The sequence below is a fragment of the Ponticaulis koreensis DSM 19734 genome (assembly GCF_000420665.1).
In the GTDB taxonomy this organism is placed as follows: Bacteria; Pseudomonadota; Alphaproteobacteria; order Caulobacterales; family Hyphomonadaceae; genus Ponticaulis; species Ponticaulis koreensis.
The window spans coordinates 1,200,407-1,226,829 of sequence record NZ_ATVJ01000001.1; the positions used below are offsets into that span (position 1 = coordinate 1,200,407).

25 protein-coding genes and 1 tRNA gene are annotated in these 26,423 nt (G+C 56.0%); 16 read left to right on the top strand and 10 right to left on the bottom strand.

Features of this window, described 5'->3' with window-relative positions:
• Positions 1-59: 59 nt before the first annotated feature.
• Positions 60-1,208, bottom strand: coding sequence for a hypothetical protein (locus G523_RS0106290; RefSeq protein WP_155802601.1), 1,149 nt, complete (start codon positions 1,206-1,208; stop codon positions 60-62).
• A 59-nt stretch (positions 1,209-1,267) separates the two neighbouring features.
• On the opposite strand from G523_RS0106290, the gene G523_RS0106295 reads away from it, so the two are divergent.
• Entirely contained in the window at positions 1,268-2,041 is a 774-nt protein-coding gene (locus G523_RS0106295; protein ID WP_155802602.1) for a hypothetical protein, read from the top strand.
• Between the two features lie 113 nt (positions 2,042-2,154).
• On the opposite strand, the gene G523_RS0106300 is transcribed toward G523_RS0106295, so the two are convergent.
• The 3 genes from G523_RS0106300 to G523_RS18280 form a co-directional block, all read right to left on the bottom strand.
• Positions 2,155-2,448: a GIY-YIG nuclease family protein gene (locus G523_RS0106300; protein ID WP_022694188.1), complete on the bottom strand. Its 294-nt coding sequence runs from the start codon at positions 2,446-2,448 to the stop codon at positions 2,155-2,157.
• A 118-nt stretch (positions 2,449-2,566) separates the two neighbouring features.
• The gene (gene mnmA / locus G523_RS0106305) at positions 2,567-3,727 is read right to left on the bottom strand and encodes a tRNA 2-thiouridine(34) synthase MnmA (protein WP_033232819.1); all 1,161 of its coding nucleotides are present in this window, start codon (positions 3,725-3,727) and stop codon (positions 2,567-2,569) included.
• A gap of 181 nt (positions 3,728-3,908) precedes the next feature.
• The gene (locus G523_RS18280; protein WP_022694190.1) at positions 3,909-4,508 is read right to left on the bottom strand and encodes a hypothetical protein; all 600 of its coding nucleotides are present in this window, start codon (positions 4,506-4,508) and stop codon (positions 3,909-3,911) included.
• A gap of 228 nt (positions 4,509-4,736) precedes the next feature.
• Between G523_RS18280 and G523_RS0106315 the strand changes: the two genes are divergently transcribed.
• The 5 genes from G523_RS0106315 (at position 4,737) to G523_RS18285 (ending at position 9,059) form a co-directional block, all read left to right on the top strand.
• Complete coding sequence (locus tag G523_RS0106315) at positions 4,737-5,198, top strand: hypothetical protein (protein WP_022694191.1); 462 nt, start codon at positions 4,737-4,739, stop codon at positions 5,196-5,198.
• Positions 5,199-5,456: 258 nt separating this feature from the next.
• Entirely contained in the window at positions 5,457-7,382 is a 1,926-nt protein-coding gene (locus G523_RS0106320; protein WP_022694192.1) for a propionyl-CoA synthetase, read from the top strand.
• A gap of 189 nt (positions 7,383-7,571) precedes the next feature.
• Positions 7,572-8,150, top strand: coding sequence for a Tll0287-like domain-containing protein (locus G523_RS0106325; protein ID WP_022694193.1), 579 nt, complete (start codon positions 7,572-7,574; stop codon positions 8,148-8,150).
• Between the two features lie 60 nt (positions 8,151-8,210).
• The gene (locus tag G523_RS0106330) at positions 8,211-8,501 is read left to right on the top strand and encodes a putative quinol monooxygenase (RefSeq protein ID WP_022694194.1); all 291 of its coding nucleotides are present in this window, start codon (positions 8,211-8,213) and stop codon (positions 8,499-8,501) included.
• Positions 8,502-9,059, top strand: coding sequence for an arsinothricin resistance N-acetyltransferase ArsN1 family B (locus tag G523_RS18285; RefSeq protein ID WP_022694195.1), 558 nt, complete (start codon positions 8,502-8,504; stop codon positions 9,057-9,059).
• Here the strand turns inward: G523_RS18285 and G523_RS0106340 are convergent.
• Positions 9,051-10,904 carry a DUF262 domain-containing protein gene (locus G523_RS0106340; protein WP_022694196.1) on the bottom strand — a complete coding sequence of 618 codons (1,854 nt, stop codon included), beginning with the start codon at positions 10,902-10,904 and terminating at the stop codon, positions 9,051-9,053. The genes G523_RS18285 and G523_RS0106340 overlap by 9 nt on opposite strands.
• A 150-nt stretch (positions 10,905-11,054) precedes the next feature.
• Here G523_RS0106340 and G523_RS0106345 point away from each other — a divergent pair, with 150 nt between their 5' ends.
• Positions 11,055-11,921 (top strand): ion transporter, encoded by an 867-nt coding sequence (locus G523_RS0106345; protein ID WP_022694197.1) that lies wholly within the window; start codon positions 11,055-11,057, stop codon positions 11,919-11,921.
• 98 nt (positions 11,922-12,019) lie between these two features.
• Here G523_RS0106345 and G523_RS0106350 read toward each other — a convergent pair whose 3' ends face one another.
• The gene (locus tag G523_RS0106350) at positions 12,020-12,514 is read right to left on the bottom strand and encodes a fasciclin domain-containing protein (RefSeq protein ID WP_407674749.1); all 495 of its coding nucleotides are present in this window, start codon (positions 12,512-12,514) and stop codon (positions 12,020-12,022) included.
• Between the two features lie 210 nt (positions 12,515-12,724).
• Entirely contained in the window at positions 12,725-12,853 is a 129-nt protein-coding gene (locus G523_RS21285; RefSeq protein ID WP_267879326.1) for a hypothetical protein, read from the bottom strand.
• 116 nt (positions 12,854-12,969) lie between these two features.
• On the opposite strand from G523_RS21285, the gene G523_RS0106355 reads away from it, so the two are divergent.
• From G523_RS0106355 to G523_RS0106365, 3 genes are all read left to right on the top strand, one after another.
• On the top strand, positions 12,970-13,680 hold the full coding sequence (locus tag G523_RS0106355; protein WP_022694199.1) for a molecular chaperone DjiA: 711 nt from the start codon (positions 12,970-12,972) through the stop codon (positions 13,678-13,680).
• A 42-nt stretch (positions 13,681-13,722) separates the two neighbouring features.
• Positions 13,723-14,022: a hypothetical protein gene (locus tag G523_RS0106360; protein WP_155802603.1), complete on the top strand. Its 300-nt coding sequence runs from the start codon at positions 13,723-13,725 to the stop codon at positions 14,020-14,022.
• A 103-nt stretch (positions 14,023-14,125) separates the two neighbouring features.
• Positions 14,126-14,210 (top strand) — tRNA-Leu (locus tag G523_RS0106365).
• Between the two features lie 294 nt (positions 14,211-14,504).
• Here the strand turns inward: G523_RS0106365 and msrQ are convergent.
• On the bottom strand, positions 14,505-15,122 hold the full coding sequence (msrQ, locus tag G523_RS18290; RefSeq protein ID WP_022694202.1) for a protein-methionine-sulfoxide reductase heme-binding subunit MsrQ: 618 nt from the start codon (positions 15,120-15,122) through the stop codon (positions 14,505-14,507).
• Positions 15,122-16,069: a protein-methionine-sulfoxide reductase catalytic subunit MsrP gene (gene msrP / locus G523_RS0106380; RefSeq protein ID WP_022694203.1), complete on the bottom strand. Its 948-nt coding sequence runs from the start codon at positions 16,067-16,069 to the stop codon at positions 15,122-15,124. Before msrP ends, msrQ begins: the two co-directional genes overlap by 1 nt.
• Before the next feature lie 249 nt (positions 16,070-16,318).
• Here msrP and G523_RS18295 point away from each other — a divergent pair, with 249 nt between their 5' ends.
• The 6 genes from G523_RS18295 (at position 16,319) to G523_RS18305 (ending at position 25,179) form a co-directional block, all read left to right on the top strand.
• A complete protein-coding gene (locus G523_RS18295; RefSeq protein WP_022694204.1) occupies positions 16,319-17,872 on the top strand; it encodes an MmgE/PrpD family protein in 1,554 nt (517 codons plus the stop codon).
• 151 nt (positions 17,873-18,023) lie between these two features.
• Positions 18,024-19,634: a carboxylesterase/lipase family protein gene (locus tag G523_RS0106390; RefSeq protein ID WP_022694205.1), complete on the top strand. Its 1,611-nt coding sequence runs from the start codon at positions 18,024-18,026 to the stop codon at positions 19,632-19,634.
• Positions 19,635-19,654: 20 nt separating this feature from the next.
• A complete protein-coding gene (locus tag G523_RS18300) occupies positions 19,655-21,115 on the top strand; it encodes a serine hydrolase domain-containing protein (RefSeq protein WP_022694206.1) in 1,461 nt (486 codons plus the stop codon).
• Positions 21,116-21,212: 97 nt separating this feature from the next.
• Positions 21,213-22,580 (top strand): M28 family metallopeptidase, encoded by a 1,368-nt coding sequence (locus G523_RS0106400; RefSeq protein ID WP_022694207.1) that lies wholly within the window; start codon positions 21,213-21,215, stop codon positions 22,578-22,580.
• A 12-nt stretch (positions 22,581-22,592) separates the two neighbouring features.
• On the top strand, positions 22,593-23,708 hold the full coding sequence (locus G523_RS0106405) for a serine hydrolase domain-containing protein (protein WP_022694208.1): 1,116 nt from the start codon (positions 22,593-22,595) through the stop codon (positions 23,706-23,708).
• Between the two features lie 13 nt (positions 23,709-23,721).
• The gene (locus tag G523_RS18305; RefSeq protein WP_022694209.1) at positions 23,722-25,179 is read left to right on the top strand and encodes a carboxylesterase/lipase family protein; all 1,458 of its coding nucleotides are present in this window, start codon (positions 23,722-23,724) and stop codon (positions 25,177-25,179) included.
• Positions 25,180-25,191: 12 nt separating this feature from the next.
• Here G523_RS18305 and G523_RS0106415 read toward each other — a convergent pair whose 3' ends face one another.
• Entirely contained in the window at positions 25,192-26,397 is a 1,206-nt protein-coding gene (locus tag G523_RS0106415; RefSeq protein WP_155802604.1) for an energy transducer TonB, read from the bottom strand.
• Positions 26,398-26,423 lie beyond the last annotated feature (26 nt).

Below are 26,423 nucleotides of genomic sequence, written 5' to 3' on the forward strand. Positions count from 1 at the left end.
CTGACCTTTGATTCCTCACGCCCATCATCCGGTGAACCGGCCATATATGGCAATGGTTTTCAGGTGCGGCGTATCTGGGGCGGGGAAGGCGGCTCAAAGCGGGAGAGGTCTGGCAGGCGGGAAGAGTGATCATCGCCTGAAGCAAAACCCACACGCGTCAGCGCGCCGACTGCCACATGGTGGAGCCAGTTAAGGTCTGCGCGTTCGCCTTCATCTTCCGATGAAGCCCATAAATCTTCGGGTGGAAGCCAGTTCTGAAACGGCTGGAACCATAGGGGGTTTGGCGGCCTTGCGCGGGCCTGCGCCACTGAGACGGTTAAAAGCCCGTCTCTCCTTTTGGGGACGAAGAGTGGTTGATGTGATCCGATCTCCGCTTCGGCTCTGCCTTCGCGATAGAACGCGCTCAAGGCTGAGTTCTTGTTGTTCTCCGCGTCAGCTGCGCTTTCGCGATAGAACGCGCTCAAGGCTGAGTTCTTGTTGTTCTCCGCGTCAGCTGCGCTTTCGCGATAGAACGCGCTCAGGGCTGCGCGCCTGGCTAGCCGTTCGGCCATCTGGTCAGCGCGAGCGAGTATGCGCGGCAAACGGGCCATACGGGCGATCAGATAGGACGCATCGACAATTGATAGCGGGTCGGGTCGGAAGGCTTTGATGCGGGCACGGGTGGAGCGGCTCTTGCCGCCCCCGAAGACTGGCGTGGTCACGGTGAAACCGCCAATAGGCGGCGTCGTGGCGGTGAGGCGGCGCAGTTCCAGCTCCTGCTGCCATGCGAGGCCGCTGGGCTCTTTTTGGGTTTGGTCTCGCAATCCATTCGGATTGCATAGACCGGGCTCAAGGCTGTGTTGGTTTGAATTGCTCGCGTGCAGATCGTCGCCGAAACCTACGGCACGCTGCGCCTGCGCACTTGCTTGTGGTTTCGAGAACAGGGACCGGTAGAGTTCAGGATTGGCCTGCGCCTTCTCGATTAGAATAGCTGTCAGCCAGAGGATGAAGCATCTCAGCTGATATTCCGCGCGGCGGATATGGGTGAGCAGTGTCTCGTAACACCGGCGCTGCATATGGCGCGGCTTGTCAGTCGGGCGCGGCGTCTCGCATTCAAATTCCAGATACCCGTCCGCATAAGCCTCAACGCTGCCAAGATTATGGCGGATGCGTCTCGCCATCACGCTGGGCGAGTTCTTATCCGGAAGAGAGGCGGGCGCGTCATGCATGCCGCTAGTTTAGGGTGGCGCGTGACGCGTTGGAGAAGTTTTGAATTTAGGTGATCGTCTTGGATTGTATTTATGGTGGATTGCGTGTTGAGCTTGTTCAAATTGCAATATCGAAATGTGGTTTCGAGGTGAGCTGGATGAAAATGTATATAATGACGAGTGCGCTGCTTTTGTTGGCTGCATGTGCGAGTCAGTCTGGAACAGACCCGGTGAGACCATTCACAAACGCGGATCCACTGGGTGTTGTGGTTTATGAAGTTTCAGAGGAAATGCGGACTCAGCGTATTGGTCTCTCAATTGGCCGCTTGGATGGAAACTCACTTGATGTTGTCATGCTGCCCGGGCGTCGAAACGGTCGCGACCCATTCGGGAACTTTTCGTATGCAGAGGGTGCGATGTCCTATTTTTGGCCACGCTACAATATTGCGTATGTAGACCCCGGAACGTATGCGGTCGAAACAATTCATCATCAGAGTATCTGGCATTTGTGTTTAGCCGAACAGACGGTGAAATTTGAGGTCAGGCCAGGAGAGGTTACATTTCTCGGACAGTTGATTTCAACAAACGCAGTCCAAGAGATATCTGAGCGCGCTAGAGAAGAAGGTAGTGAAGTGTTGCGAGGTCAGGCGCCTCGCGTCTATTTCCAGGGTGATTTTACTCCCGTCTCGTTCGCTTTGCCGGATGATGCATCACGGGCGCGTTTGCAGACGTATATGTACCAGAATTACCGTTTGTCAGATGCGTCGGTTGTTGGGGCGACGTATGAAACAACTTCATTTGCGGCAGATGGCGGGTGGCTTGGATCAGGCTTCCGTCAGCGTTGCGCGGAGTAGATCATTCTGGGTCCCTGATATTGGCTGCGCCAATTCAGGGATGACATTTGAGAGGCGTGCAATAAAAACGGTCATCCCTGAATTCGCCTGAGCGAATGTCAGGGACCCAGAAATTAAACGACGAACCGCTCATCATAGAGATCGGTCCAGTTCGGGTTTTCTGTTTCGATAAGCCTTAGTTTCCAGTCACGCTTCCAGCGCTTTATACGCTTTTCCCTGTAGATGGCTCGATTGATGTCGCCATGCTCTTCGAACCAGACAAGGCGATGGACTTTGTGCTTTCTTGTAAAGCTGACGCCTTCATTGTTGCGGTGTTCCCAGACACGTCGAAACAAATTGTTCGTCACGCCCGTATAGAGCGTTCCATTTCGCTGAGAAGCGAGAATGTAGACGAAATATGCGCTCATGATGGTCAGAACGTATCATGAACAATTTTGGGTTTCAATTTTGATTTTTTTACTGGGTCCCTGATATTGGCTGCGCCAATTCAGGGATGACAGTGATGTGCTGATGGGAGATTAGCGCTTAAGCCACCATGCGCTCATCGGCTGGAATGGTGGCGGAAATAAAGCCGCCGCCTAGGACGCGGGTTTCGTCGTCCGCTGAATAGAGCACAGAGGCCTGACCGCGTGCGACGCCTTCTTCCGGATCATCAAAGAAGACAGCCGGTTGGCCGTTGTGCCAGCCGAGATGGCCGGGCTTTGGCGGGCGGGTAGACCGTACACGGATGAGTGCGCGGGCCTGACGCTCGCACGCCTCTTCCAGCGTGCCTTCGCCGAGCCAGTTCAGTTCTTCCATGGCAAGGCCAGCGGTGAGCAGCGCTTCGCGCGGGCCAACGATGACGCGCCGGTTCGGGGCATCAATCTTCACCACGAAAAGCGGCTCGCCCGTTGCGACGCCAAGGCCGCGGCGCTGGCCGATTGTGTAATGGATGACGCCTTCATGCTTACCCAAAACGCGGCCATCCAGATGCACAATCTCGCCGCCGCGACCGGAGCCCGGTCGCAGGCGTTCGACCACTTTTGCGTATGAGCCGTCCGGCACGAAGCAGATGTCCTGACTGTCTGGCTTTTGCGCGACTGGCAGCCCGAAATACTCTGCCAGCTCGCGAACAGATGTCTTCGGCAGTCCGCCCAGCGGGAAGCGCAGAAAGTCGAGCTGTTCCTGTGTGGTCGCAAAGAGGAAGTAAGACTGGTCGCGGCTGTCATCATGGGCGCGGTGAAGCTCGCCATGGCCGTTATGGCCCTGCTCGCGGCGGATATAGTGGCCCGTCGCCATCGCGTCAGCGCCAAGGTCGTGCGCAGTCGCCAGAAGGTCTTTGAATTTGACCGTCTGGTTACAGCGAATGCACGGAATAGGCGTGGAGCCGGAGAGGTAGGTGTCGGCAAAATCCTCCATCACCTGCTCTTTGAAGCGGGACTCATAATCCAGCACGTAATGCGGAATGCCGATCTGGTCGGCCACATTGCGGGCGTCGTGTATGTCTTGCCCGGCGCAGCACGCCCCCTTTTTCTGGATGGCAACGCCATGGTCGTAAAGCTGGAGCGTGATGCCGACGACATCATAGCCCTGCGCCTTAAGAAGGGCGGCGACAACGGAGCTATCCACACCGCCGGACATAGCGGCGACGACGCGCGTTTCGGATGGGGGTTTGGCGATGCCAAGGGAATTGAGGCCGTTCACCATCGATGATGGCGCGACAAGGTCTTCGATATTCATTGTCTCTCTCCAGCGGGTTCAAGGGCCCGTGCAAAGTGGGTATTCAGGGTCATATAGCGCAGAAACGCCGGAATGTCAGCGGTTGGTTACAATGAGAAAGTAGGGCGAAGCGGGTGTCGCCGACTGTGGTCACCGACACCCGCGGCGGCTACCAGGTCATCTGGAAATCTTTCCGTCGGATTTTGGCCATTCGGCCATCTGGATGGTGGAACACAAGCCCTTCATGGTGGTTCATTTGAAGCCAACCTCGAATGGCGTCGTATGTTCGACTAACATCGACGGTTATCGCGCCATGCCGCCAAAGTTCGTGCTTATCAAGGCAATATTTGTTGCTCTGCACTTTTGGGCCTACAAGCTCGTAAGTGCCCGGTTCGTAGATGCCAGTGTTCCAGGCTTCTCTGAACCAGACATCCTCCGGGCCATCACCGACAGGGAGCCAGCCCGGCCAGTGGCCTGTTTGGGAATCTGGCACAGGTTCACACGGTTCAAACCCCTCGGGCGCAGGTTTGAACATGTCCGAGGTAAGACGAAAATCCCTGTCCGCTTTCAGTTGTGTCAGAAAACGCTTTTCCGGTCGGCGATCATAGCGTTTGTACAGCCGTCCAGCGCGCACAAGCGCTGCCGTGCCATCGAATTTTACCGTCGCCACGCCTTCGCCGTTCAAAACCCAAGCCGACTCGTCCATGATCTCAGACGTCGCTTGCTTTGTGTTCCGATCAATACGGAACACAGTTTTGGTCTTTTTCAATTTTCAAATCCTTCGATTGAGTTGTGGAAAATTCGAGTCCTACCCACGTCGCTCAATCTACAGACTGGTCTCCAGCAGAGTGCGCTGAAGACGTTCAAATTATACAATTATTCCTTCGCTATTTCAACTGGCGCTTCGGACTTAACCTCTACCCCGACGGGAGAGGGACTTTCTTTTCGGAGCGATCTGAGAGAGATAGGGCGGCAGAGAATGTGCGGGAGAGCGTGAATGCGAAATCTGTTTATGGGCGCGTGTATACTTGCACTTGCGGCGTGTGGCGGGGCGCAGGACGCTGAGTTTCAAGCGCCGACGCTGGGAAGCGCGGAAGACTTTATGTGGGCCTATACCGAAGCGTGGAATGCGCACGACACTGAAGCGCTGGGCCGTGACTTCTGGCAGATGACCGGCAGCGTGGAAGAAGAGACTGCGCGGCTAGAGGCGGTTTTTGCGCAGCTTGAAGCCGATGGCTATGACCGCTCCATCATTCACGAGGTTCTGGTGTGTGATGTTCAGGGCGAAACGGCGCGAGCCGGTATGCGCTTCACACGTTATCTGACGTCCGGTGAGGTTATGGGCGATGATATGCGCGCATCGGGTTATGAGCTTGGATGGGCTGATGGAAAAGGCTGGCGGATTACTGGCATGTTCGCGGCGGCGGCTGATGCACCATTAAGCTGCGAGGCGCTGTAGGTAAAAATTCTCCTTCGGTGCTCGGCCTTGTTGTTTCTGACGAAACCGGCCTGTGCCTGCGCAGTCGCTTGTGTGGAGCCGGTTCTGAGCGCGACCCATCGCGAGAGCGGCGTCAGCCGCAAAGCGGTCGGTCAAATCACATATGTTTCACCTATATTGCCCATTTGTTCGCAAAAGTTCGACTTAAGGCGCACTCGATTTAGGGTTTTCTCCTCTGCTAAACTCCCCTGAAAATGAAAACTCACGGGGAGACGTAACATGGCAAAATATGCAGACGTCTATAATGACTGGAAATCCGATCCTGGCGCGTTCTGGATGGAAGCGGCCAAAGAGATTGACTGGGTCAGCGCACCAACCACTGCCTTTGACGGCGATGCGGGCGTCTATGGCCGCTGGTTTCCCGATGGTGTGTGCAACACAGCGTATAACTGTCTCGACCGGCATGTTGAGGCGGGCCGCGGCGAAGAGACCGCGCTCATTTATGACAGCCCGATCACCGGCAGGAAGAAGAGCTATACCTTCGCTGAGCTGACCGAAGAGGTGGCCACCTTTGCGGGCATTCTGAAAGCCAAAGGCGTTGAGAAGGGCGACCGCGTGATCGTCTATATGCCGATGGTGCCTGAAGCGGCGATTGCCATGCTGGCCTGCGCGCGCATTGGCGCGATCCACTCTGTCGTGTTTGGCGGGTTTGCGCCGCACGAGCTGGCGACCCGTATCAATGATGCCAAGCCAAAGCTGATGGTGTCTGCAAGCTGCGGTATCGAGCCGAACCGCGTCATTCCGTACAAGCCAATGCTCGATGCAGCGATTGATCAGGCCGACCACAAGCCGGATGCCTGCATCATTCTGCAGCGTGAGGACGTGACAGCTGAGCTTGGCGCGCGCGACCATGACTGGGCAGCATTGGTGGCCGAGGCCAAAGCTGAAGGCGTAACCGCCGCGCCAGAACCGATGGCAGCAACCGACCCGCTCTATATTCTCTACACCTCGGGCACGACGGGCCAGCCGAAAGGCGTGGTCCGCGACACAGGCGGCCATATGGTGGCGCTCAAATGGTCGATGGAATATGTCTATGCGGTGAAGCCGGGCGATACCTTCTGGGCGGCGTCTGATGTCGGCTGGGTGGTTGGCCACTCTTACATTGTGTATGCGCCGCTGCTTCAGGGCTGCGCGACGATCATGTTCGAAGGAAAGCCTGTCGGTACGCCGGGTGCTGGCGTATTCTGGCGTGTGATCGAGGAGCACAAAGTTGCTGCGCTCTTCACGGCGCCAACGGCCTTCCGCGCGATCAAAAAGGAAGATCCGAATGCGGAGCTTCTGGAGAATTACGATACATCATCCCTGCGTACGCTCTTTCTCGCCGGCGAACGCGCCGATCCGGACACGATCCAATGGGCCGAGCGAAAGCTCGACGTGCCGGTGATCGACAATTGGTGGCAGACAGAGACCGGCTGGCCGATCACGGCAAATCCGCGCGGCATTGAAACCCTGCCGGTAAAATATGGCTCTTCAACCGTGCCGATGCCGGGCTATGAAATCCATATTCTGGATGAGGGCGGCCATGAGGTTGGCGCGCCGTCAACGCTGGGGGCTGTGTGCATCAAACTGCCTCTGCCACCGGGGTGCCTGCCAACGCTCTGGGGCAATGATGACCGGTTCAGGAACAGCTATCTCAATCACTTCCCGGGCTATTACGAGACATCCGATGCCGGCATGATGGATGAGGACGGCTATCTTCACATTATGGCGCGTACCGATGATATCATCAATGTAGCCGGTCACCGCCTCTCTACCGGCGGCATGGAAGAGGTTCTGTCGGGCCATCAGGCTGTCGCGGAATGCGCTGTGCTTGGAGCATTCTGCGAATTGAAGGGCCAGAAGCCAATCGGTTTGATTGTCCTTAAATCCGGGGTGACCGAAGAGCCGGAAGACATTGAAAAAGCTTGTGTGAAGCTGGTGCGCGAGGAGATTGGCGCCGTCGCTGCGCTCAAACACATTCTCGTTGTGCAACGTCTTCCTAAAACGCGCTCTGGCAAAATTCTGCGCGCAACTATTCGCAAGATTGCCGACGGAGAAGCCTGGAAGATGCCCGCCACAATTGATGATCCTGCCATACTTGATGAGATCACCGAGGTGCTCAAAGCCCGAGATCTCGTCCGGCATGATTTACAGCCGTCAGCCTGATACCCACTTTCTATCGCTGACGCATTTTCGCCGCTCTGCCATCCCCAGCAGGGCGGCTTTTTTGTGTGCGAAACTAAAAACCCTATAAAATGTATGTATATCTGACTAATCTGGTCGTGCGCTTTGGTATCGTCTGATGCGCGAGAAGTTTATGATAGCCTGCTATCATAATGGGAGGAAAGACAGATAATGAAATATCCTATCCTTGCGGGGCTCGCGTCCGCGCTCATGTTGGGCGGCTGTGGCAGTTCGGTTGAAATGCCGGAACCCGCCTATGAAGATATCAGCGCAGCGCAAAGCGCGGCGAGCATGTTGCAGGAACGCCTGCAGGCGCGGTTGATGTCTGCCATGCAAGAGGGCGGCATTGAGGAAGCTATCACGGCCTGTTCTGAAGATGCGCTGGTGATCTCGGCTGAAGTGTCGGCTGAAACAGGCCTTGAGGTTGGCCGCACTTCGCTTCGCGTTCGTAACCCTGCAAACGCGCCGGATGCCTGGGAAACAGAACAATTTGGTGTCTTTGAGGAGGCGCGCGCATCGGGCGTGAACCAGATGGCGATGCAGTATTCCGAAGTCGTGGACGAAGAGGGCAGTCTTGTCTTTCGCTGGATGAAGCCGATCTTCCTCGGTGACTTCTGCGCGACCTGTCATGGCACAGATATCTCGCCAGAGGTGCAGGCGGCGATTGATGCGATCTACGCCGATGATCAGGCGACCGGCTTTGAGGTCGGCGATATTCGCGGCGCGTTTACGGTGCGTCGTCCGCTCTAAATTTCGATTTGCGTGTAGGGGGAAATGTGGTTGGGTCTCTCCGTTCGGGGAGGCCCTTTCATGTATGGACTGGTTGGAAAATTTACTGCAGCTGACGGCAAGCGCGACGCACTGATCGAGATACTGCTCGGTGGGTTGAAAGACATGCCGGGCTGCTTGTCTTATGTGGTCGCCGCTGATCCAGCTGATAACACAACGATCTGGGTAACAGAGGTCTGGGATCGGGCTGAAAGCCATATGGCGAGCCTGCAACTGGCGCAGGTTCAGGAAGCTATTGGCAAGGCCCGCCCGATGATTGCAGGCATGGAGCGCTTCGTAGAGACTGACGTGCGCGGTGGAGTGGGGCTTTAATTGATTATCCGTTTTGCTACCGCTGCTGATGCGCCAAAAATTGCCGAAATTTACGCGCCCTTTGTAGATGGCAGCGCCGTGTCATTCGAGATGGAGCCACCGGCGGCTGACATTATGGCTGGCCGGATTGAAAAGCTCTGGCCGACCCACCCATGGATTGTTGCCGAAGATGAGGGCGAGGTCGTGGGCTATGCCTATGGGTCGCCCTATCGCGAGCGCAAAGCTTATCAATGGGCCGTCGAAGTCACTGTGTATCTGGCACCGGCTGCGCGCGGGAAAGGGCTTGGCCGCAAGCTCTATAACGTACTGATTGATATTCTGACCCGTCAGGGGTTCACCAAAGCCTATGGTGTTGTCACCCTGCCGAATGCGGGCAGTGCGGCGCTACACGAAGCGGTCGGGTTCCACCATTTTGCAACCTATCGGAATATCGGTTTCAAAAATGGCAGCTGGCATGATGTCGGTTGGTGGGAGCGTGACCTTGCGCCTTGCATTGTGCCGCAACCGGATCTGAAAACGCTTACCGAGCTTGGCTATTCAGAAGGCGGGTCAGTCTGACCCGTTCTGCGAATTGACCTTCGCGTCAATCTCGCGTGCGATGACGTCGCCAATACCTTCTTCATCGACATCGGCGTCTTCGAACAGTTCGGCGTCCGTGCTGTCTTCATCGTCAAAATCGAATTCGTCCGGAATGGGTTCTGTCGGGATGGTGCGCCAGCCCGTAGCGATCATGTCGGCGATTTTAGCTGTGCGCGCGCGGATTTCTGCCGGTGTCCACTGCTTATAGCTGCACACATCGGCAACGCTCCGGAAATAAAGGTCTGCGCCGGATTCCTTATAGATGGACCGTTTGGCGTTGTAATCGCGATTGGCGACGCGCTTGTCGAGGTCGCGTGAAATCGGCACGCCATTGCCCAGAAGGTCGAGGCATTCGCGGTGTTCTGCGCGTGTAAAGTCGATCTGCCACTGGCTGCCCTGACGCGGGTTCTTTGGCAGCACATGCTCGGACGTTGCAAGCTCCAGATAAGGTGGGGCAGGCTGTCCGTCTCGCTCGCAAAGGCCAAGCTCAATCCGGCGGAGCAGGGCGCCGCGCTGATAGAGTTTCGGAAACGGTTTGGAGAGCGCCTCAATCGCTTTTTCCAGTTCGATCTGTGGCACGTCGAAGGCATTGCCGCTGGCAAACACGTCCTGACCGTTGCGCAGCTGCGCGATGGCATCCGAACAGGTGCGGCGGCGCGGGCCTTCAGAGGTCTCGTTGATGAACCAGACAAAAAAGAGCCGGTCGAGCGCGCGGATATGGCGGTAAATCTCGCCGTAATTTCCGTCGAACTGGACGAGGATTTCCATCGCGACCGGAATGAACTCTTTCCATTCATTCGCTGACCGGCCGAGGAAATACAGGGCACGGATGAGATGGTTTGGGTTTTCTTCCGGTTCGTCGAACGGGATGTCGCCCCAGTGAATGTCTGCAAAGGCATCGCCATAGGTTTGCAGGTCTTCAAAGTGGAATTGCTCAGGGCCGCGACCGATCATGGCCGCTTTAAGGCTTGGGCCGAATGTGCGCCCTTGCGGAACCCATTCGCCAGAGGTCGCAAACACCATTGCGCGCAGGAGCGTATCAAGATTGTCCGACCCCAGACGATCTTCAAGACCGTCCCAGATAATGGCCGCATCTGCCTGTCGTTCGATTGGCAGGGCTTTAAGAAGGTCAGGTTTGGTAAGGTCGGCTTCAGAAAGCTGTAGACCGCGATTATTCAGCACCTGGAAGAGGCGCAGGCCTGACGTGGCAGAAGACGCCGTCAGGACGATCACTTCGCAATTATTGAGAAGATAATCGGTAAATTCATTGAGGCGCGGCAGGCCGGTATCATTAATCGGCTGGGTCAGCAGCTCGCGCATGCCGTCAGCCACTTCAAACATGGTGAGGTAGCGTTCCGGAATAATGCGTCCGCCCTGAGACGGATTGTTGAGCGCCTGCCATGCTGAAATGCGGTTCTCAATCAGGGTTTGCTCTGCGGGCGCAAAGCGCAGGCGCCAGCTGGATTCCAGGAAGTTCTCATTGTCGCGTTCGTCGCGCACCAAGCGGTGCAGGCCGCGCTTGCGGTTCGCGTCTTTCTCAAGGTCGCGCAGAATGCAGAGCAACATGAAAAGCGTGGTCAGGCGCTGGCGGCCATCAATCACCATACAGTCACGGCCATTGGCTTCCGTCATGACCAGATTGCCAAGGAAATAGCCCGCATCCTTACGGTTTGCGGCGGCGGCAACGTCATCAATCAGCGTGATCGCTTCTTCCATCGTCCAGCGATACGGACGCTGGAACGCAGGAAACGAAAAGACACGTTTCCCGTTGAAGAGCTCCGCCAGAGTCATCTGTTCTGTCTGGAATGGTGATGACGACGACATTCTGCCTCTCTGCTGGATTTGTTCGGCCCCGATGCACGTTCCCACAAAGATGGGTATATGGCCAGATTTGACGATACCCAAAAGCAGTAGAAGACTTTAAGTTATGGTTATCAGAAATTTCTGCGCCGATCTGGGGAGACGGGAAGACAGATGGAAGTGACCGAAACGATTAGCCCGTCGCGCCGCCGCGCGATGGAGATTATCGAGAACAGCCTGTTCAAGAATGCGATTACCACGCTGATCGTTCTGAATGCGATAACGCTGGGGCTGGAAACGGTTGAGACGCTGCCGCCGCTTCTGCATCTGGGCATCAAATTCTTCGATATTTTCGTCGTCGGTATTTTCGTCATCGAGCTTCTTCTGAAGCTATTCGCCCACAGGCTGGATTTCTTCAGGTCTGGCTGGAACATTTTCGATTTCTTCGTGGTGGGTGTGTCCATCCTGCCGGGCTCTGGCCCGTTCCAGGTCATGCGGTCATTGCGTGTGTTGCGGGTTCTGCGCTTGTTGCATGTCGTGCCGATGATGAAGCGGATCGTCGAGGCGCTGTTCAAGGCGCTTCCGGGCATGGGCGCAATTATCGCCGTTCTGGCGGTTCTGATATATGCCAGCGCGGTTATGGCGACCTCGCTTTATGGTCGTACAGACAATCACGACGTCCATGCGCTTTTCCATGACATTCCAGCCTCAGCCTTCACTCTGTTTCAGGTGATGACCATGGATGGCTGGCGCAATGAAGTCGTCCAGAAGGTGATGGATGATGGCCACCCTTATGCGTGGATTTTCTTCCTGAGCTTCATCTTTCTTGCGAGCTTTGCGGTTCTGAATCTCTTCATCGCGCTGATTGTTGAAGCCCTTCAGGCTGAACAGGATGAGCGTACCGAAGAAGCGATCGAGCAGATCGAGGATGAGATTGAGGATACCGAAGAGAAGATGCTCAAAAAGGGCGATGAAATTCTCAGCGTCATTGCTGAGCTGAAAGCTGAAATCGCCGAATTGAAGGCCTCTCAGAACCGATAAGTTTTCTTCAAAAAAAAAAGACCCCGGCCGAAGCCGGGGTGAAGACATCCTCTCAAGGATTTTAGCAAGTGGGGGGAATGAGAGGAGGAGGAGGGGTGTTACGGTATGAGGACCGTATCAATGACGTGGATAATGCCGTTAGAGGCTTCCACATCAGCCTGAATGACAGTCGCCGAATTCACTTTGACACCGTCTGTTCCGTCGATTGAGACCGTGCCATTTAGGGTCTCAGCTTCTGTTGTTGTGCCTACCAGATCAGCTGCTTCTACGCGGCCTGCGATCACGTGGTAGGAGAGGATTGCTGCGAGCTGGTCTTTGTTCTCCGGCGCAAGCAGGGTGGCGATTGTGTCTTCGCCGAGCGCTGCGAACGCTTCGTTTGTCGGTGCGAAGACTGTCAGCGGGCCCTCGCCGCGAAGGGCGTCTACAAGGCCCGCTGCTTCAGCTGCTGCGAGCAGAGTTGTGAAGCCTGCATCCTGCGCTGTGCCGACAATGTCAGCCTGCATTTCAGAATGGTGGCCGGCGTATGTTGTTTCGATTTCGGTGTTAGCTGAACGGGATACCGTCGCATTTGCGCAGTCTGCAAAAGCGGGCATGGAAAGCGTCGCAACCAGTGCGGTTGAGGCGATCAGGGATTTCATAATGTGTCACTCCATGTGTCGTCTGTGAGGCGAGCGAGTGAGGATCGATCCGGTGCTCAGCCACCGCGTTTTTTGCGATGGATACTCTGGTTACGACACCGGTCTGAAACTGGATGCCTGCATTACGAAATTGTAAGAGAGGTCACGCACGCGTGACTGACCGGGCTATTCGACGGCCTGCCCGAACACGGTGATCGCAAAGCTGAGATCAAGCGCGTAGTGGTCGCATTCTCGCCATTGCAGAAGGACGAAAAGCCCCGCGCAGACGCTTAGAATGACTATCGTTTCGATCACGGTTTTTTCTTTTCGAGACGCGGTGTAACGGGGATTTCAGAATTACGAAGGTTTAAGCAAAACTCAACAGAGCATGATCTGACAAAATTAGAATTTTAGGGTATAAGACTCACAGGATGACCATCTGGAATCGCCTTTTGGAGCGCGCTCAGCGCTTGTTTGATCCTCACCATGAGGATGACCTGCCCGCGCTGGCGGACAATTCTTCATGCGGTCCGGACCCTCAGGATGTAGGATTTACGGCGGCTGTCGTTGGTCTGGGCGCGAAACTCGCCAAGGCTGACGGTGAAGTCACCGATGATGAGGTTCAGGTTTTCTCAAAAGTCTTTCGCGCGGCTCCTGAAGATGCGGCATCTGTACGCAGGGTGTTCAATCTCGCCCGCCAGACAGTGCGCGGATATGAGGGCTATGCCTCTAAGATCGCCCGCAAATATGGTGACCGGCCATGCCTGTTAGAGGGCGTGCTGGACGGCTTGTTCTACATTGCCGGCGCTGACGGCGTGGTGACGCTGGACGAGATGATCTACCTGCAAAAGGTTTCATCCATATTCGGCTTTACCGAAGATGATTTCCGCCGCATCAAGGCGAGTCATATGGGCGCAGACCCGGATGATCCGTATGAAATTCTGGGCGTGAGCCATTCGGCAAACTTCGATGATATTCGCGTCGCTTACCGTAAGCTGATGGCCGATAATCACCCGGACAGGCTGGTGATGAATGGCGCGCCACACGAGTTTGAAGCACGTGCGAATGAAAAAGCGGCAACCATCACTGGTGCATATGCAAAAATCCGTGCCGAGCGTGGCATGCTGATAAGAGCGGATTGACGAACCGCTCAATCGTCCCCACACTCCTATCTGGAGATGAAAATGATCAATGCGAATATGACGACTAACGGGCTGGGTGGCGGCGGATCCTTTTTCGGGTCCGTGAAACGACTATTTGCCGTTATCGCAACATTCGCGGTTGGCGCTCTGGTTCTCATGGCAGCAGGTGTCGTTGCGATCGCGACAGCGATTGTCGGCCTGATCATTGCTTGCGTGGCTATGTTCATGCGCTTTGCGTCTCACTCTAAACCGCAGCCTCAACGTGCTCGCGCTCATGCCTCTTCAGAAGATGGCATTCTGGAAGCCCGTCGCACAGCGCGCGGCTGGAAAGTTGACGGCTAGATAGCCCGTCAGGCTGGCATTTTAGCTGGCCTGCAAAACTTCCCTTCAGTTTCGATTGACGTGCACCCCGCTTCTTGTCATCTAGCGGGTTCGCATTTTCCGTGCCCCTGTGGCGGAATTGGTAGACGCGACGGATTCAAAATCCGTTTTCTTCGGGAGTGCCGGTTCGAGTCCGGCCGGGGGCACCATTTTTCCGATATTTTTTGCATACAAAAAATAGCAATCGATTCAGTGAATCGATTGCAGGAAAAATCATGCTTGTTTTGCCTCACGCCGCGCAGCGGCTCCGGCAGGCGGGCGAAAGCCCGGCGGCAGATCTGCCGCTGCATGGATTAGGCGTTTGGCTGATTTTGAATTGAGATTTCACTCACGCTGTTTTCGCTGCGCTCAGTCGCTCCGTGAGGGCGGGCGAAGCCCGAACCGCAGTCGCGGTTTGATGTTCCGAACTCAGGTCGATTACTCGTGTGCTAGAGGTGTCCGCCTCACGCCGCGCGTTTTGCCTGCAGGATCGGCTCGCGGGCAATGCGATATCCGAGCAGCACGACAAACAGCGCCAGATAGATATACTGCTCGGCATCCAGAACTTTTGTCGCCATGAAGAGGTGGATCGCCGCCAGAATGCTGATCGCATAGATCAGCTTATGCAGCTTGTTCCAGTTTTTGCGCAGCTTGCGGATGGCGAAATTAAAGCTCGTCAGCGCGAGCGGAATGAGCAGAATTAGTGCCGCCATGCCCAGCATAATGAAAGGCCGTTTGGTGATGTCATCAATCGCCTGAGCCATCATGAGCTGCTGATCAAGGATCAGCCATACAAGAAAATGGAACAATACATACCAGAAAACGAGAAGCCCCAGAGCGCGCCGGTATTTGATCAGGTTCACACCCGCCAGATCACGCAGTGGCGTCACCGCGAGGGTAAGCAGCAGAAAGCGGATCGCCCATAGGCCGAGAAAAATCTCGAAGGTTTTGACCGGGTCGGTGCCTAGCTGGTTGGTCGCGCCGAGATAAAAGCCCCATACCGCAGGTATGAGGCCAAGAATATAAAGCGGCCATGCCGGAATTTTACGGACGGCAGAATTTACTGTGCTGGAAACGGACATCAGAAGTAACGCGTCAGGTCCATATCAGCATACATGTCTGCAACTTCGTCAGCATAGCCGTTGAACATGAGCGTTTCCCGGCGGTCAGCGCCGAAGAAGCCGCCTGTGCCAATGCGGCGCTCGGTGGCCTGGCTCCAGCGCGGGTGCGGCACGTCCGGGTTCACATTGGCGTAGAAGCCGTACTCGCTCGGCGCGGAGACATTCCATGTGGATGGAGGCTCCTGCTCGGTGAGGGTGATCTTCACGATGGATTTGATGCCCTTAAAGCCATACTTCCACGGCACAACGAGGCGGACAGGTGCACCGTTCTGGTTCGGCAGGGTTTCACCAAACACGCCCGTCGACAAAATCGTGAGCGGATGCATGGCTTCATCAAGGCGCAGGCCTTCACGGTATGGCCATGGCAGCGGTTGGAAGAAACCGCGCTGACCCGGCATTTCTTCCGGGCGCACGACTGTTTCAAAGGCAACATACTTAGCGCTGGACAGCGGCTCGACCTGATTGAGAAGGGCAGATAGCGGGAAACCATTCCACGGAATGACCATGGACCAGGCTTCAACGCAGCGCATGCGGTAAATCCGCTCTTCGATCATCTGGCTGGCGATCAACTCATCAATGTCGAAGGTGCGCGGGTTGTTCACGAGGCCATCAACTTCGATTGTCCATGGGCGCGGGTTGAAGTCACCTGAATGACGGGCAGGGTCCGTCTTTTGAAGGCCGAATTCGTAGAAATTGTTATAGCCGGTGACGTCCTGATATGGCGTGATTGGCTCATCGGTGGTGAAGCTGGTACCGGTGGCTGCTTCCTGTCCACAGGCTGCAAGAGGTGCGGCGAGAGTTGTCGCGCCAAGGGCTGCGGCGCTTTTCAGAATAGATCGTCGGTTCAGCCAGACATCCTTCGGCGTGATCTCAGAGGATGGAATATGCGGTGGGCGATAAACAGCCATGTGAGTTGAGTCTCCTCTGGTCTCGTACGCGTCGAGCCGATGTTGGTTCCGCTATGTGAGCTATATTGAACAAATTATGGGACAAGACGCTCAAGTCAAAACCAACTTTCTGTGTTCAGGCTGATCGCGTTTATCTCGTGTCCGTGAGAAAAAACTGAACATGGTCATCTTTGGTTGACATCATCTCCGCATCCATCATCATATCAATGAAACGATGTTCTGAAAAATGGAACGCCAGGGAGGATATGAATGAGTTCTGATGATGAAGCGGGCCAGGCGGCGCGTTCACATTTTACCCGCCGTGATGCGTTTAAGGTTGGTCTTGCTGGTGCGTCGCTGACAATTGCGTCATGCGCCACAGCGATGGCTGCTGAGCCTGCTAGCGCCCAGGCGGCTGAGGCGAGCGTTCCGAGTGATGGGATCGTCACCGATCTTAATCTGACGCGCACGATCAGCGAGTACATTGCAAACATCAGGACGGCGGCAGTTGATCCGGAGTTTCTCGAGCTTGGTAAGCGCCACATCCTTGATTCTTTCGCGTCAGCGGTTTCCTGCAAGGATCTCGAACCGGCTATGCTTGGCCGACAATATGCATTGTCGAAATCCCGTGACGCCGAAAATGGCGCAACCATGCTGGCGACGAATGAACGTTGCGGTCTGGTAGATGCGATTTATGGCAGCGCCATGATCGTACACGGTTCTGAGATTAACGACTTCATTCCGTCTGCTTTTGTGCAGCCGGGTCCAGCTGTTGTGGGGGCCGCCTTCGGTATTGCCGAAAACAGAGGCGGAACCGGTAGCGACGTGCTCCGGTCGGTCGTCGCTGGTTATGAGCTATGTGGTCGTATGCCAAAGGCTCTCGGCGTTCGTACGCTCTACGCCAACGGTATCGCCAATCACGGGCTGGGGCCATGTTTCGGTGCTGCAGCGACGACAGCGAGCATGTTGGGCCTGACCGCTGAACAGGTGCAGCACGTCATGTCTTATGCCTGTCAGTCTGCGTCCGGTTCGTGGCAGTGGCTGCTTGATGAGGATCACATTGAGAAGACTTTTGTTTTCGCAGGTGTCGGTGCGCGAAACGGAGCGGAGGCTGCGCTTCTGGTAGAGGCCGGGTATACGGGCGTCGCTGATTGCCTCGATAATGCGGAAGGGTACATGAACCACCGCATGTTCCGTCAGGGCGCCGATCATAATCCGGCTTATCTGATCGAGGATCTTGATACGCGTTCGGAGCTGCCTCTCACAGCGTATAAGCGTTATCCCGTAGGCGGCCCGACACAGCCTGCCGTACAGGGGATTATGGAATTGCTTCCGCAAACTTCACCTCAGACGGTTGAGAGCATTGTCATGGAAATGCCTGGTCGCTGGGATGCATTCAGGAATGCGGAAATGCCTGCATTGAACCTGAGGTATCTCGCTTCGATCATGCTGATTGACGGGCGGCTGGACCTTGTGTCGGCACAGTCTCGTGAGCGGTTCAACACCGATAGTCAGGTACATGCGCTGATGGAAAAAATGGACGTTATTCATGCGCCTGATCTAGAAGTTGCCGAGGGCGAGGAACGTACCGAGCCGGCCCGTGTAACACTCGTCGATTCCCGCACTGGGACACACAATGTATTCGTACCGTTTGTACGAGGATTCCCATCTCACCCAATGACGCGTGATGACGTGCTGGATAAAGCTCGAGAGTTAATGGCCCCTGTACTTGGCAATGGCCGGACAGAAGAAGTCATCGACGCAACAATGAACATAGAACACCTGGATCGCGCAGCGGACATTCTCCCGATGATCGCGAGTTAAACTGCGCTTTTCTAGCGCGAGGGCCGGACAAAGCTTGTCTGGCCCTTATTTTTTAGTGCCGGAAAATCGGTGTATGAACGTGTTTATGTTTAATGAATGCCTCGGTCCGGTCGGGACGCGACGCGCAGGTAAATAATAGTGGGAGGTTCTGATGTCGATCAATCGTCGATTGATGCTGCTGGGCGGAAGTGCAGCGCTGGGCGCGTGTGCAACTGGTACACCGATAAACCGTATAATGGGATCGCCAACCGAGCCGGTTGTTGAGACAGCGCAAGGCTATGTGCGCGGTCGCGTGCAGGATGGTGTTTCGGTCTTCAAAGGAATGCGCTATGGCGCTTCTACCGAAGGCACCAACCGGTTCCTGCCTCCGAAAACGCCTGAACCGTGGGCGGGCGTGCAGGACGCCTTCGAATACGGTGATCAGTCTCCACAGGTCCAGACGCGTCTCGCCGGCGAAGAGCCGATGACTGACGACTGTCTGCGCATAAATGTGTGGACGCCGGCATGCGATAACGCAAAGCGCCCGGTTATGCTCTGGTTTCATGGCGGTGGTTTTGAAGCAGGCGTCGGGTCTGTTCCTGTCTATGACGGTACAAACGTGGCGCTGCGCGGAGACGTCGTTGTCTGCACAATCAATCACCGCCTGAACGTCTTTGGTCATTGTTATCTGGGTGACGTGCTGGGCGAGGATTTCGCAGAGTCTTCAAATGTTGGCTATCTCGATCTTGTTCGCGCTATGAACTGGGTTCGAGAGAATATCTCCCAGTTCGGCGGCGACGCGGACAATGTAATGATTTACGGTCAGTCAGGCGGCGGCCGGAAGGTCAGCCTTTGTTTCGCAGGCGAGGATGCAGAAGGCCTGTTTCATAAGGGCGTTGTTCAGTCTGGCTCACACCTGAGACTGCAATCACTCGAACGTTCCAATGACATGGCTTATGCGCTGCTGCGACAGCTGGACATTCCGGTTTCCGAGGCGCACAGGCTCCAGACGGTTTCGGTAGATGATCTGACCCGTGCGCAGATAGCAGTCCGTCGTGAGCTGGGTGGACGTTTCAGCCCGACGCTGGATGGCAATGCTTTCCGGTCACATCCATTCTATCCGGACGCGCCACGTATTTCGAGCCACGTGCCGATGATGCTGGGCACCACCCGCACTGAGCTGACAAACCAGATGGGCGGTCTGCCGGGTATTTTCGAAATGGATGAGGCTCAGGCCAAAGAGCGTCTACGGACCTTCATTGATCCTGAAGACGTGGATGAGGCTTTCAGCATTTTTCAGGCGTCTCGTCCGGAAGCAAATCCGTCGGAAGTTTTCTTCACAATTGTATCGGCAAGAGGTTATCGCCGCGACCAGACACTCATGTCTGAAATGCGTGCGCTTGGTGCGACAGCTCCAACCTATGTTTATCGTCTGATGTGGCGCCAGCCCGTTGAGGGCGGACGCCGGGTGTCTCAACACTCGCTTTGTCTACCATTTGTCTTCGATAACGCGGATAAGATGGAATACATGGTCGGGCCGGAGACAGACTCCACAAGAGCGATGGAAGACATCATGGCGGGCAGCTGGATTTCCTTCGCGCGCAATGGAAATCCGAACAATCCGGCCATCCCTGAATGGCGACCGTACGACCTGGAAAACCGCTATACGATGATGCTGGATAACCCGCCGCATCTTGAAGCTGATCCGCATCGCGCGGAGCGTGAATTCCTTGAGCGTTATCCAACACAACAACTGGGCACCGGTGCGGTGCATCGCCGATAAAAATGCGGGGAGGATCTGAAATGAAATCTACTTTATTGGGTGTGTCGATTGCGGCACTTCTGGTCGGTTCCTGCGCGAGCGTAGCACAGGAGGCCGAACAAACGCGCCAGCCGGTTCAGAATGCGGCAGCAGGACCTGCACGGCCCGAAGCTTCGGCTATGACGTCACGGTCAGATGTTTCCAGGCATGATGCAGCGCGCGGCGCTGGCTATCGCGCGCTACACCTCTGCTCCGGTTTGTTCGAGTCTGAGATGTCAGAGGAAATGGTCTACGCGACCCTGTCCCGCTCATCCCGCGCGGCTGATGAGGGCGCGGACATGATTGACCGTGAGAATGGCGTTGTCGCTGTGCGCTATCTGGATGATATGCCGCCGCGAATTGCAGTCCACCGCGATAACCTTGGCTGCACACAATTGCCGATCGGCGCGACGATGGAGGCTGTTCAGCATCTGACGCCATGGCCGGCGGATGTAGAACGCCCGAATTTTGATGATCAGGACTGGCCTCTCGGAGACCAGAATGCGGTTGAGCCACCGCGCGCCGAGCTTGAGGCGCTGCTTGATGAGGCGTTTCTGGATCAGGAGAGCAAATATGCGGGTGATACTTGGGGTGTCGTAATTGTTCAGAACGGGCGAATTCTCGCTGAACGTTACGAAGAAGGGTATGAGATGCACGTGTCGGCCCGTACAAACTCAATGTGTAAAAGCCTCTCAGTCAGCCTCGTCGGTGTAGGAGTCCGCGAAGGGCTGGTCGATATTCACGCGCCTGCGCCGCTCGAAGCATGGAGTCGCCCGGGCGATCCGCGCGGAGCAATCACGATTGCGGACATGCTGGGCATGAATAGCGGTTTCTGGACGTCTGGGGCAGGCAATCCGCAAATTGATATCTATGGCTCCGGTGCGCCGCCTGCTGAGATTTCGGCGTTGAATATGATGGACGCAGAGCCAGGCACCCGTTTTGTGTATTCCGGCTCGGATACAATTTTGTCGACTCATGCTGTCCGCGAAGCGCTAGGTGACGATGAAGCGTTTCTGAGTTTCCCGCACAGGGAGCTTCTGTGGCGTATCGGCATGACGCGCACGGTAATTGAAACCGACTGGCTCGATGACTTCCTGATTTCCGGTCAGTGCTGGAGTACGGCACGTGACTTTGCCCGTTTCGGGATCCTCTATGCGAATGATGGCGTGTGGGAAGGCGAGCGAATTCTGCCAGAGGGCTGGTCTGAATTTGTTGCCACGCCTGCCGCCGCGCAGCCAGCGTCTGTGGCGGTAGGGCGGCCTGGTTATGGCGCACAGTTCTGGCTGTATGGAGACGCGCAGGGCATGCCGAGCCCGGGGTATTCTGCAGCAGGTGCGCTCGGTCAGTTCGCCATGATCGTGCCTGAACATGACCTCGTCGTGGTCCGTCGCGGTCTTGATATTGGTGACGGGTTCAACATCGCTGAATTCACCGCAGATGTGATCGCTGCGCTGGAGGATTAATCGAGGCGAGGACAACTTGCTGGCGGCACAGCCGGGTTGATTGCTTTCGTGATCGTCTACCCTATCATTCTGAGCTGCCAGTAAGAGGAATTTCCCGATGAGAAAGCTGATTATTTCTGCAGGTTTTGGTATTGTCGCTGCAGCGGCTCTTCCAGGTGCGACGCAGATTGTTGCGCCGCCAGGCGAAGTTATGGACCTGTATGACATCGCGCACGCGCCTTCGCCTGAACGTATACGCGCTGACATCCAGACGCTTGTCGACTTCGGAACACGACACACTCTGTCTGAAACTGAGAGCGATACGAGGGGTATTGGCGCTGCGCGTCGTTGGATTTTCGAAGAATTTGAAGCAATCTCAGCTGACTGCGGCGGCTGTCTGGAGGTTATGTATACCGGCGACACAGTCGAAAACGAGCGACGTGTGCCGGGCCCTGCTGAGGTGATCAGCGTAATTGCTATCCAGCGCGGGACAACCGACCCGAACCGGTTCGTGATGATGTCTGGTGACATCGATAGCCGTGTCACCGATGTGATGAATTCAACGTCTGACTCGCCGGGTGCGAATGATAACGCGTCTGGTGTTGCCGGTGCTCTGGAGGCTGCCCGCATTCTCTCTCAGTACGAGTTTGATGGCTCCATCATTTATGCTGCGCTGGCAGGCGAAGAGCAGGGGCTGATCGGCGGCCGCATTGTCGCTCAGCACGCGCTTGATAATGGCTGGGAGATCAAAGCTGTTCTGAACAATGATATGATCTCGAATATCTCGGGCATTGATGGCGTTATCGATAACTCGACAGTGCGCGTGTTCTCTGAAGGCACGCGCGCCGTTGAAACCCCTGAAGAGGCGCGTATCCGCCGCTTCACAGGTGGTGAAGTCGACAGCCCGTCGCGAAATCTTGCGCGCTATATCGACCGCATGGCCGATGACTATATGACCAATATGGATGTCATGATGGTTTACCGTCTCGACCGGTTCGGCCGCGGTGGACACCACCGCCCGTTCAATGAGGTGGGCATTCCGGGCGTGCGCATCATGGAAGTCCATGAGCACTATGACCGCCAGCATCAGGACCTGCGCACTGAAGACGGTGTCGTCTATGGCGATACGATGGAGGGCGTCGATGAAGTTTATGCGGCGCAGCTAACGGCTCTCAACGCGATCACGATGGCGGGTATTGCAGGCGCGCCACCATTCCCGGCGAACGTCGAGATTGAGGGGGCTGTGACCGCAAATACCACGCTCACTTGGGAAAAACCTGAGAACTCAGACAATCTGGCAGGCTATCGCATCTGGTGGCGTCTGACGGATGAGCCCCAGTGGACCTATTCGCGCTTTGTGGGCGATGTCACTGAGTACACGCTCGAGAATATCGTGATCGATAACTATTATTTCGGGGTGTCTGCTGTCGCGACAGACGGTAGCGAGACGCCGGTTGTGTTTCCGGGGCCTGCCGGACGGTTTTAACAAGGGGACAACATGACGTCTGAAGTCAATCGCAGAGTATTTCTGCTCGGATGCGGAGCCACGCTGGCAGCATGTGAAACACAGAGCCTCTCCATTGGTGAGGCCGCTGCCGGACCGGGGTTGAATGACTGGGCTGTGTCTTCGCCGGAAGATTTTGGTCTGTCCCGCTCTGCGATTGATGTCGCCGCCAACACGCTCGCAGAGCCCGGTGAGCGGCAGGGGCTGGTGGTTATTCGCGCTGGTCGACTGGTGTACGAGACCTACTGGGAGAACGCTTATCACCGAGCGACGCCGGACTGGCAGAATGTAAGTTTCTCATCAGGCAAGAGCTGGGGGTCGACCATGGTTGGCCGGGCCCAGTATCTTGGCTATCTGAATATTGATGAGCTGGCGTCACGTTATCATCCGTCAGACGTTTCGGGTCTGCAGCCAGCAACCACCATCCGGCATTTGCTGACCATGAGCTCAGGCGGCACAATGAACATGAAGCCGAGCTCTGTTCCGCCGCGACGGATTGACGACACATCGCCGCCCGGACCCGGGGCAGAGTATGAGTGGTACGAAGAAGCCGAAGACGGCACGCCGCCGGGATATGGGCGGACCATTCCACCTGGAACGCAGTATTTCTATGATGGCGCACCGGCCGACCATCTGGCGGATATCGTCGCCAATGCGACGGGCATGACCAGCTATGATTTCATGATGCAGCAGGTAGTCGCCAAACTTGGCTGCCGAAATTTTGACTACCAGCCTGAGGGTGTCGATCTGAACGGGAATGTGCGGATTGGCGGGTCGATCCTTATTTCCTGCCGGGATATGGCAAGGCTTGGACAGTTTTATCTTAATGGTGGCGTCTGGGGCCGTGAGCGCCTGATTGATGAAGCCTATATCCACGCGGCGACATCTCCGAGCGAACTGAATGCGAGCTATGGCTATCTCTGGTGGCTGAACACGGAAGGTCGCGTGCCGAATGCGCCGGCAAGCATGTATTTTGCTGCCGGTGCACTTGGGCAGTTCTGCTTCGTGCTGCCGGAACAGGACATGGTTGTCGCCACAATGGGCTTTGGCCGTCCGGGGCTGTCGCCGCAAGCTGCGTGGGACGCGCTGGCGCCAGCGTTGCTGGCTTAATCGGGGGGATATTATGAAATTGAAATCACTCATTGCCGGCATTGCTATGCCTGTGCTCCTTATGGCCTGCAGCGACATTGATACCGGTTCGGTGCAATCAGAGCCAATGGCGGTCATTGCGCCGGAACACACGCAGCTTGAAACAAGCTCCGGCGTCTTGTCGGGTGTTCCGCTCGATGGAGGCATCACCGTCTATCGCGGCGTGCCGTTTGCGCAGCCTCCGGTTGGCGACCTGCGCTGGCGTGCGCCTCAACCCGTCAGCTGGGACGGCGTGCTGGAAGCCGACGAGTTCGCGCCAGCCTGCCTGCAGCCTCTGAACGAAGATGGTTCACCAAATGGCGGCGGATATTTCGGCCCCGTCAGCGAAGACTGCCTGTATATGAATATCTGGGTACCGGAGAATGCTGAAAACGCGCCCATTATGCTCTGGCTCTTCGGTGGTGGCGGCGTTGTCGGAGCGGGTAATTTGCCGACATATGATGGGACGGAGTTTGCGCGCGACGGCGTTATTCTGGTCACGATCAACTATCGGCTCGGGCCGCTGGCCGGTTTCGCGCATCCGGCGCTGACTGCATCTGCATCTGAAGGCGAGCCGGTTACGAACTTTCATCTACTGGATGCGCTCGCAGCACTGCAATGGATGAAGGACAATGCAGCAGCATTTGGTGGCAATCCTGACAATGTGCTTGTGTTTGGCGAGTCAGCCGGTGCGACGATGACGGCAAACCTTCTCACATCACCGCTTTCTGCAGGAGTTATCGACAAAGCGATCATTGAATCAACAGGATCGCTGCGCGCGCCGGGTACGGCGCTTGAGCGTGCTGAGGAACTCGTCGTTAGCTATATGGATGAAATCGGCCTTGATGGCGCAAATCTCACAGTTGAAGAGTTGCGCGGGCTTGATACCGATACGCTTTTCTCTCAGCGTCGTCTGGCATTCGGCTTCCGGACAATCATTGATCCGATTGTTAAACCGCTTTCCATTATGGACGCTTTTGAACAGGGTGCTGAGAACGATATTCCTTTCATTATCGGCTCGAACTCCGATGAAGGGCGTCTGGCGGGAACGCAACAGGTTGCCACCTATGCTCAGGATGGTGAGCCCGTCTGGCAGTATTTCTTCCATTACGTGCCCGAAGCTCTGCGTGAGCTAAATCCGAATGGCGCTCCTCACGCCGGTGAAATTCCGTTCGTGTTCAATACGATTGAGAGCTATCCGGCGACGCTGGGGCAGGTGACGGACGAAGACAGAGCTGTTGCAGATTTTACGCATGCCTGCTGGGTTGATTTTGCCTGGTCAGAGCCTGGTGAAACCGAGATCGATTGCAATGGAATGATCTGGCCAGCGCGCACCGAAGCCAATGATCAGACTGTGATCACCATCGATACGGTGTCGGAGCTGAACTCTGCGCAGGAGCTCAGATCACCGCCAAACGGCGCAGAACCCGGGCGTACAAGCCGCCCGGGGTAATAAGTCGATTGCTCAGTCACGTCGCAGAAAGAAGGCGACCTGGTAGTAAAAAGGATAGGCACTTACGCTGCACTCGCTGCTGTCCTCGTCATCAGCGAGCTCGAAATGCCAGTCTTGCATGGTTTCGAGTGACCGCTCTTCAAAGAGCGATGAGGGCGGTATCGAGGCGAGTAGCTCCTGATCCGAAACCGACCCGTCGTCATCAAACCAGAGACGAGCCACCACGACCGCGACGCCATCCCATCCACGGGCGATCGTCGGATATCGCAGTTCCGGTTCATTGATCAGTTCTCCTCTGCAGCGGCGTAGCTCGCCGTCTGTTCGCGGATGAAACAAAAGCCCTTCAGAATTCGGTAGTGGATATTCGGCATTTATTTGATCCAACTGCCCCTCTGTGAGTGGCTGCTGCTGTCGCCGACCTGCCTCTCTGTCGGCGAACGAATTGTCTACATCGTTTGAATAGAACCAGCGTTCGGCAAGCGTCATATAGGCTTCGCTCTGCCAATAGACCTTTTCGAGCCACTCAGGTGACGTATAACCAGCGTCCAGAATCCGCGCCACGGTCTGTCTGGTTTCCGCGTTCCAGCGAGCAAGTGCTTCGTGAGACTCACGTGTCTGTTCCGAATAAAAATAAGCAATGGCCGACTGTTGCCGTGCATCAAAATAGGCTTCGGAAACTACATTCCGAACAGGATAAAGGTGTTCTGCTGAAGCGGTCGCGACGCGCCAGGCGTCTCGCCACGATCCATTCGTCAGATGTTCTGTATACAGAGCTACAGATGCGCGGATGCTGAGATGGCTCGGGTCGCGGTCTCTGACATTCTGCAGCGCTTCATCAAGCCCGGACCGGGAGGACCGGTTCACACTCGTTGAGAAAGCCGCGAATGCCTCAAGCAGGGCGCGGTCAGTCATGACGGGGTGATTGCCGGTGTCAGGCTGTGCGAGCACAAATTCAGCACCGCGAAGGGCTGTCTCGCACGCCTGACGTTCACAGAGTTTCAGCGCGGCCTCATAGGCGGCAACCGTCGCGTTCGGGTCTGATGGATTGGCAATGGCATTATCCATGAGCGCTGTAGATGCGGAAATGATTGCGTCATTGTCTCCGCTCTGGACGGCGGTATTGAACGCGCCGAGCGCATCATTGCTTAGCTGTGCGTGTGCGACAGGCCCCAGTGCGCCGACAGCCAATGCGGCCAGCGCAAATCTCACTCTACTCATGGATTGTCCTCCCCGAACGTTATGTA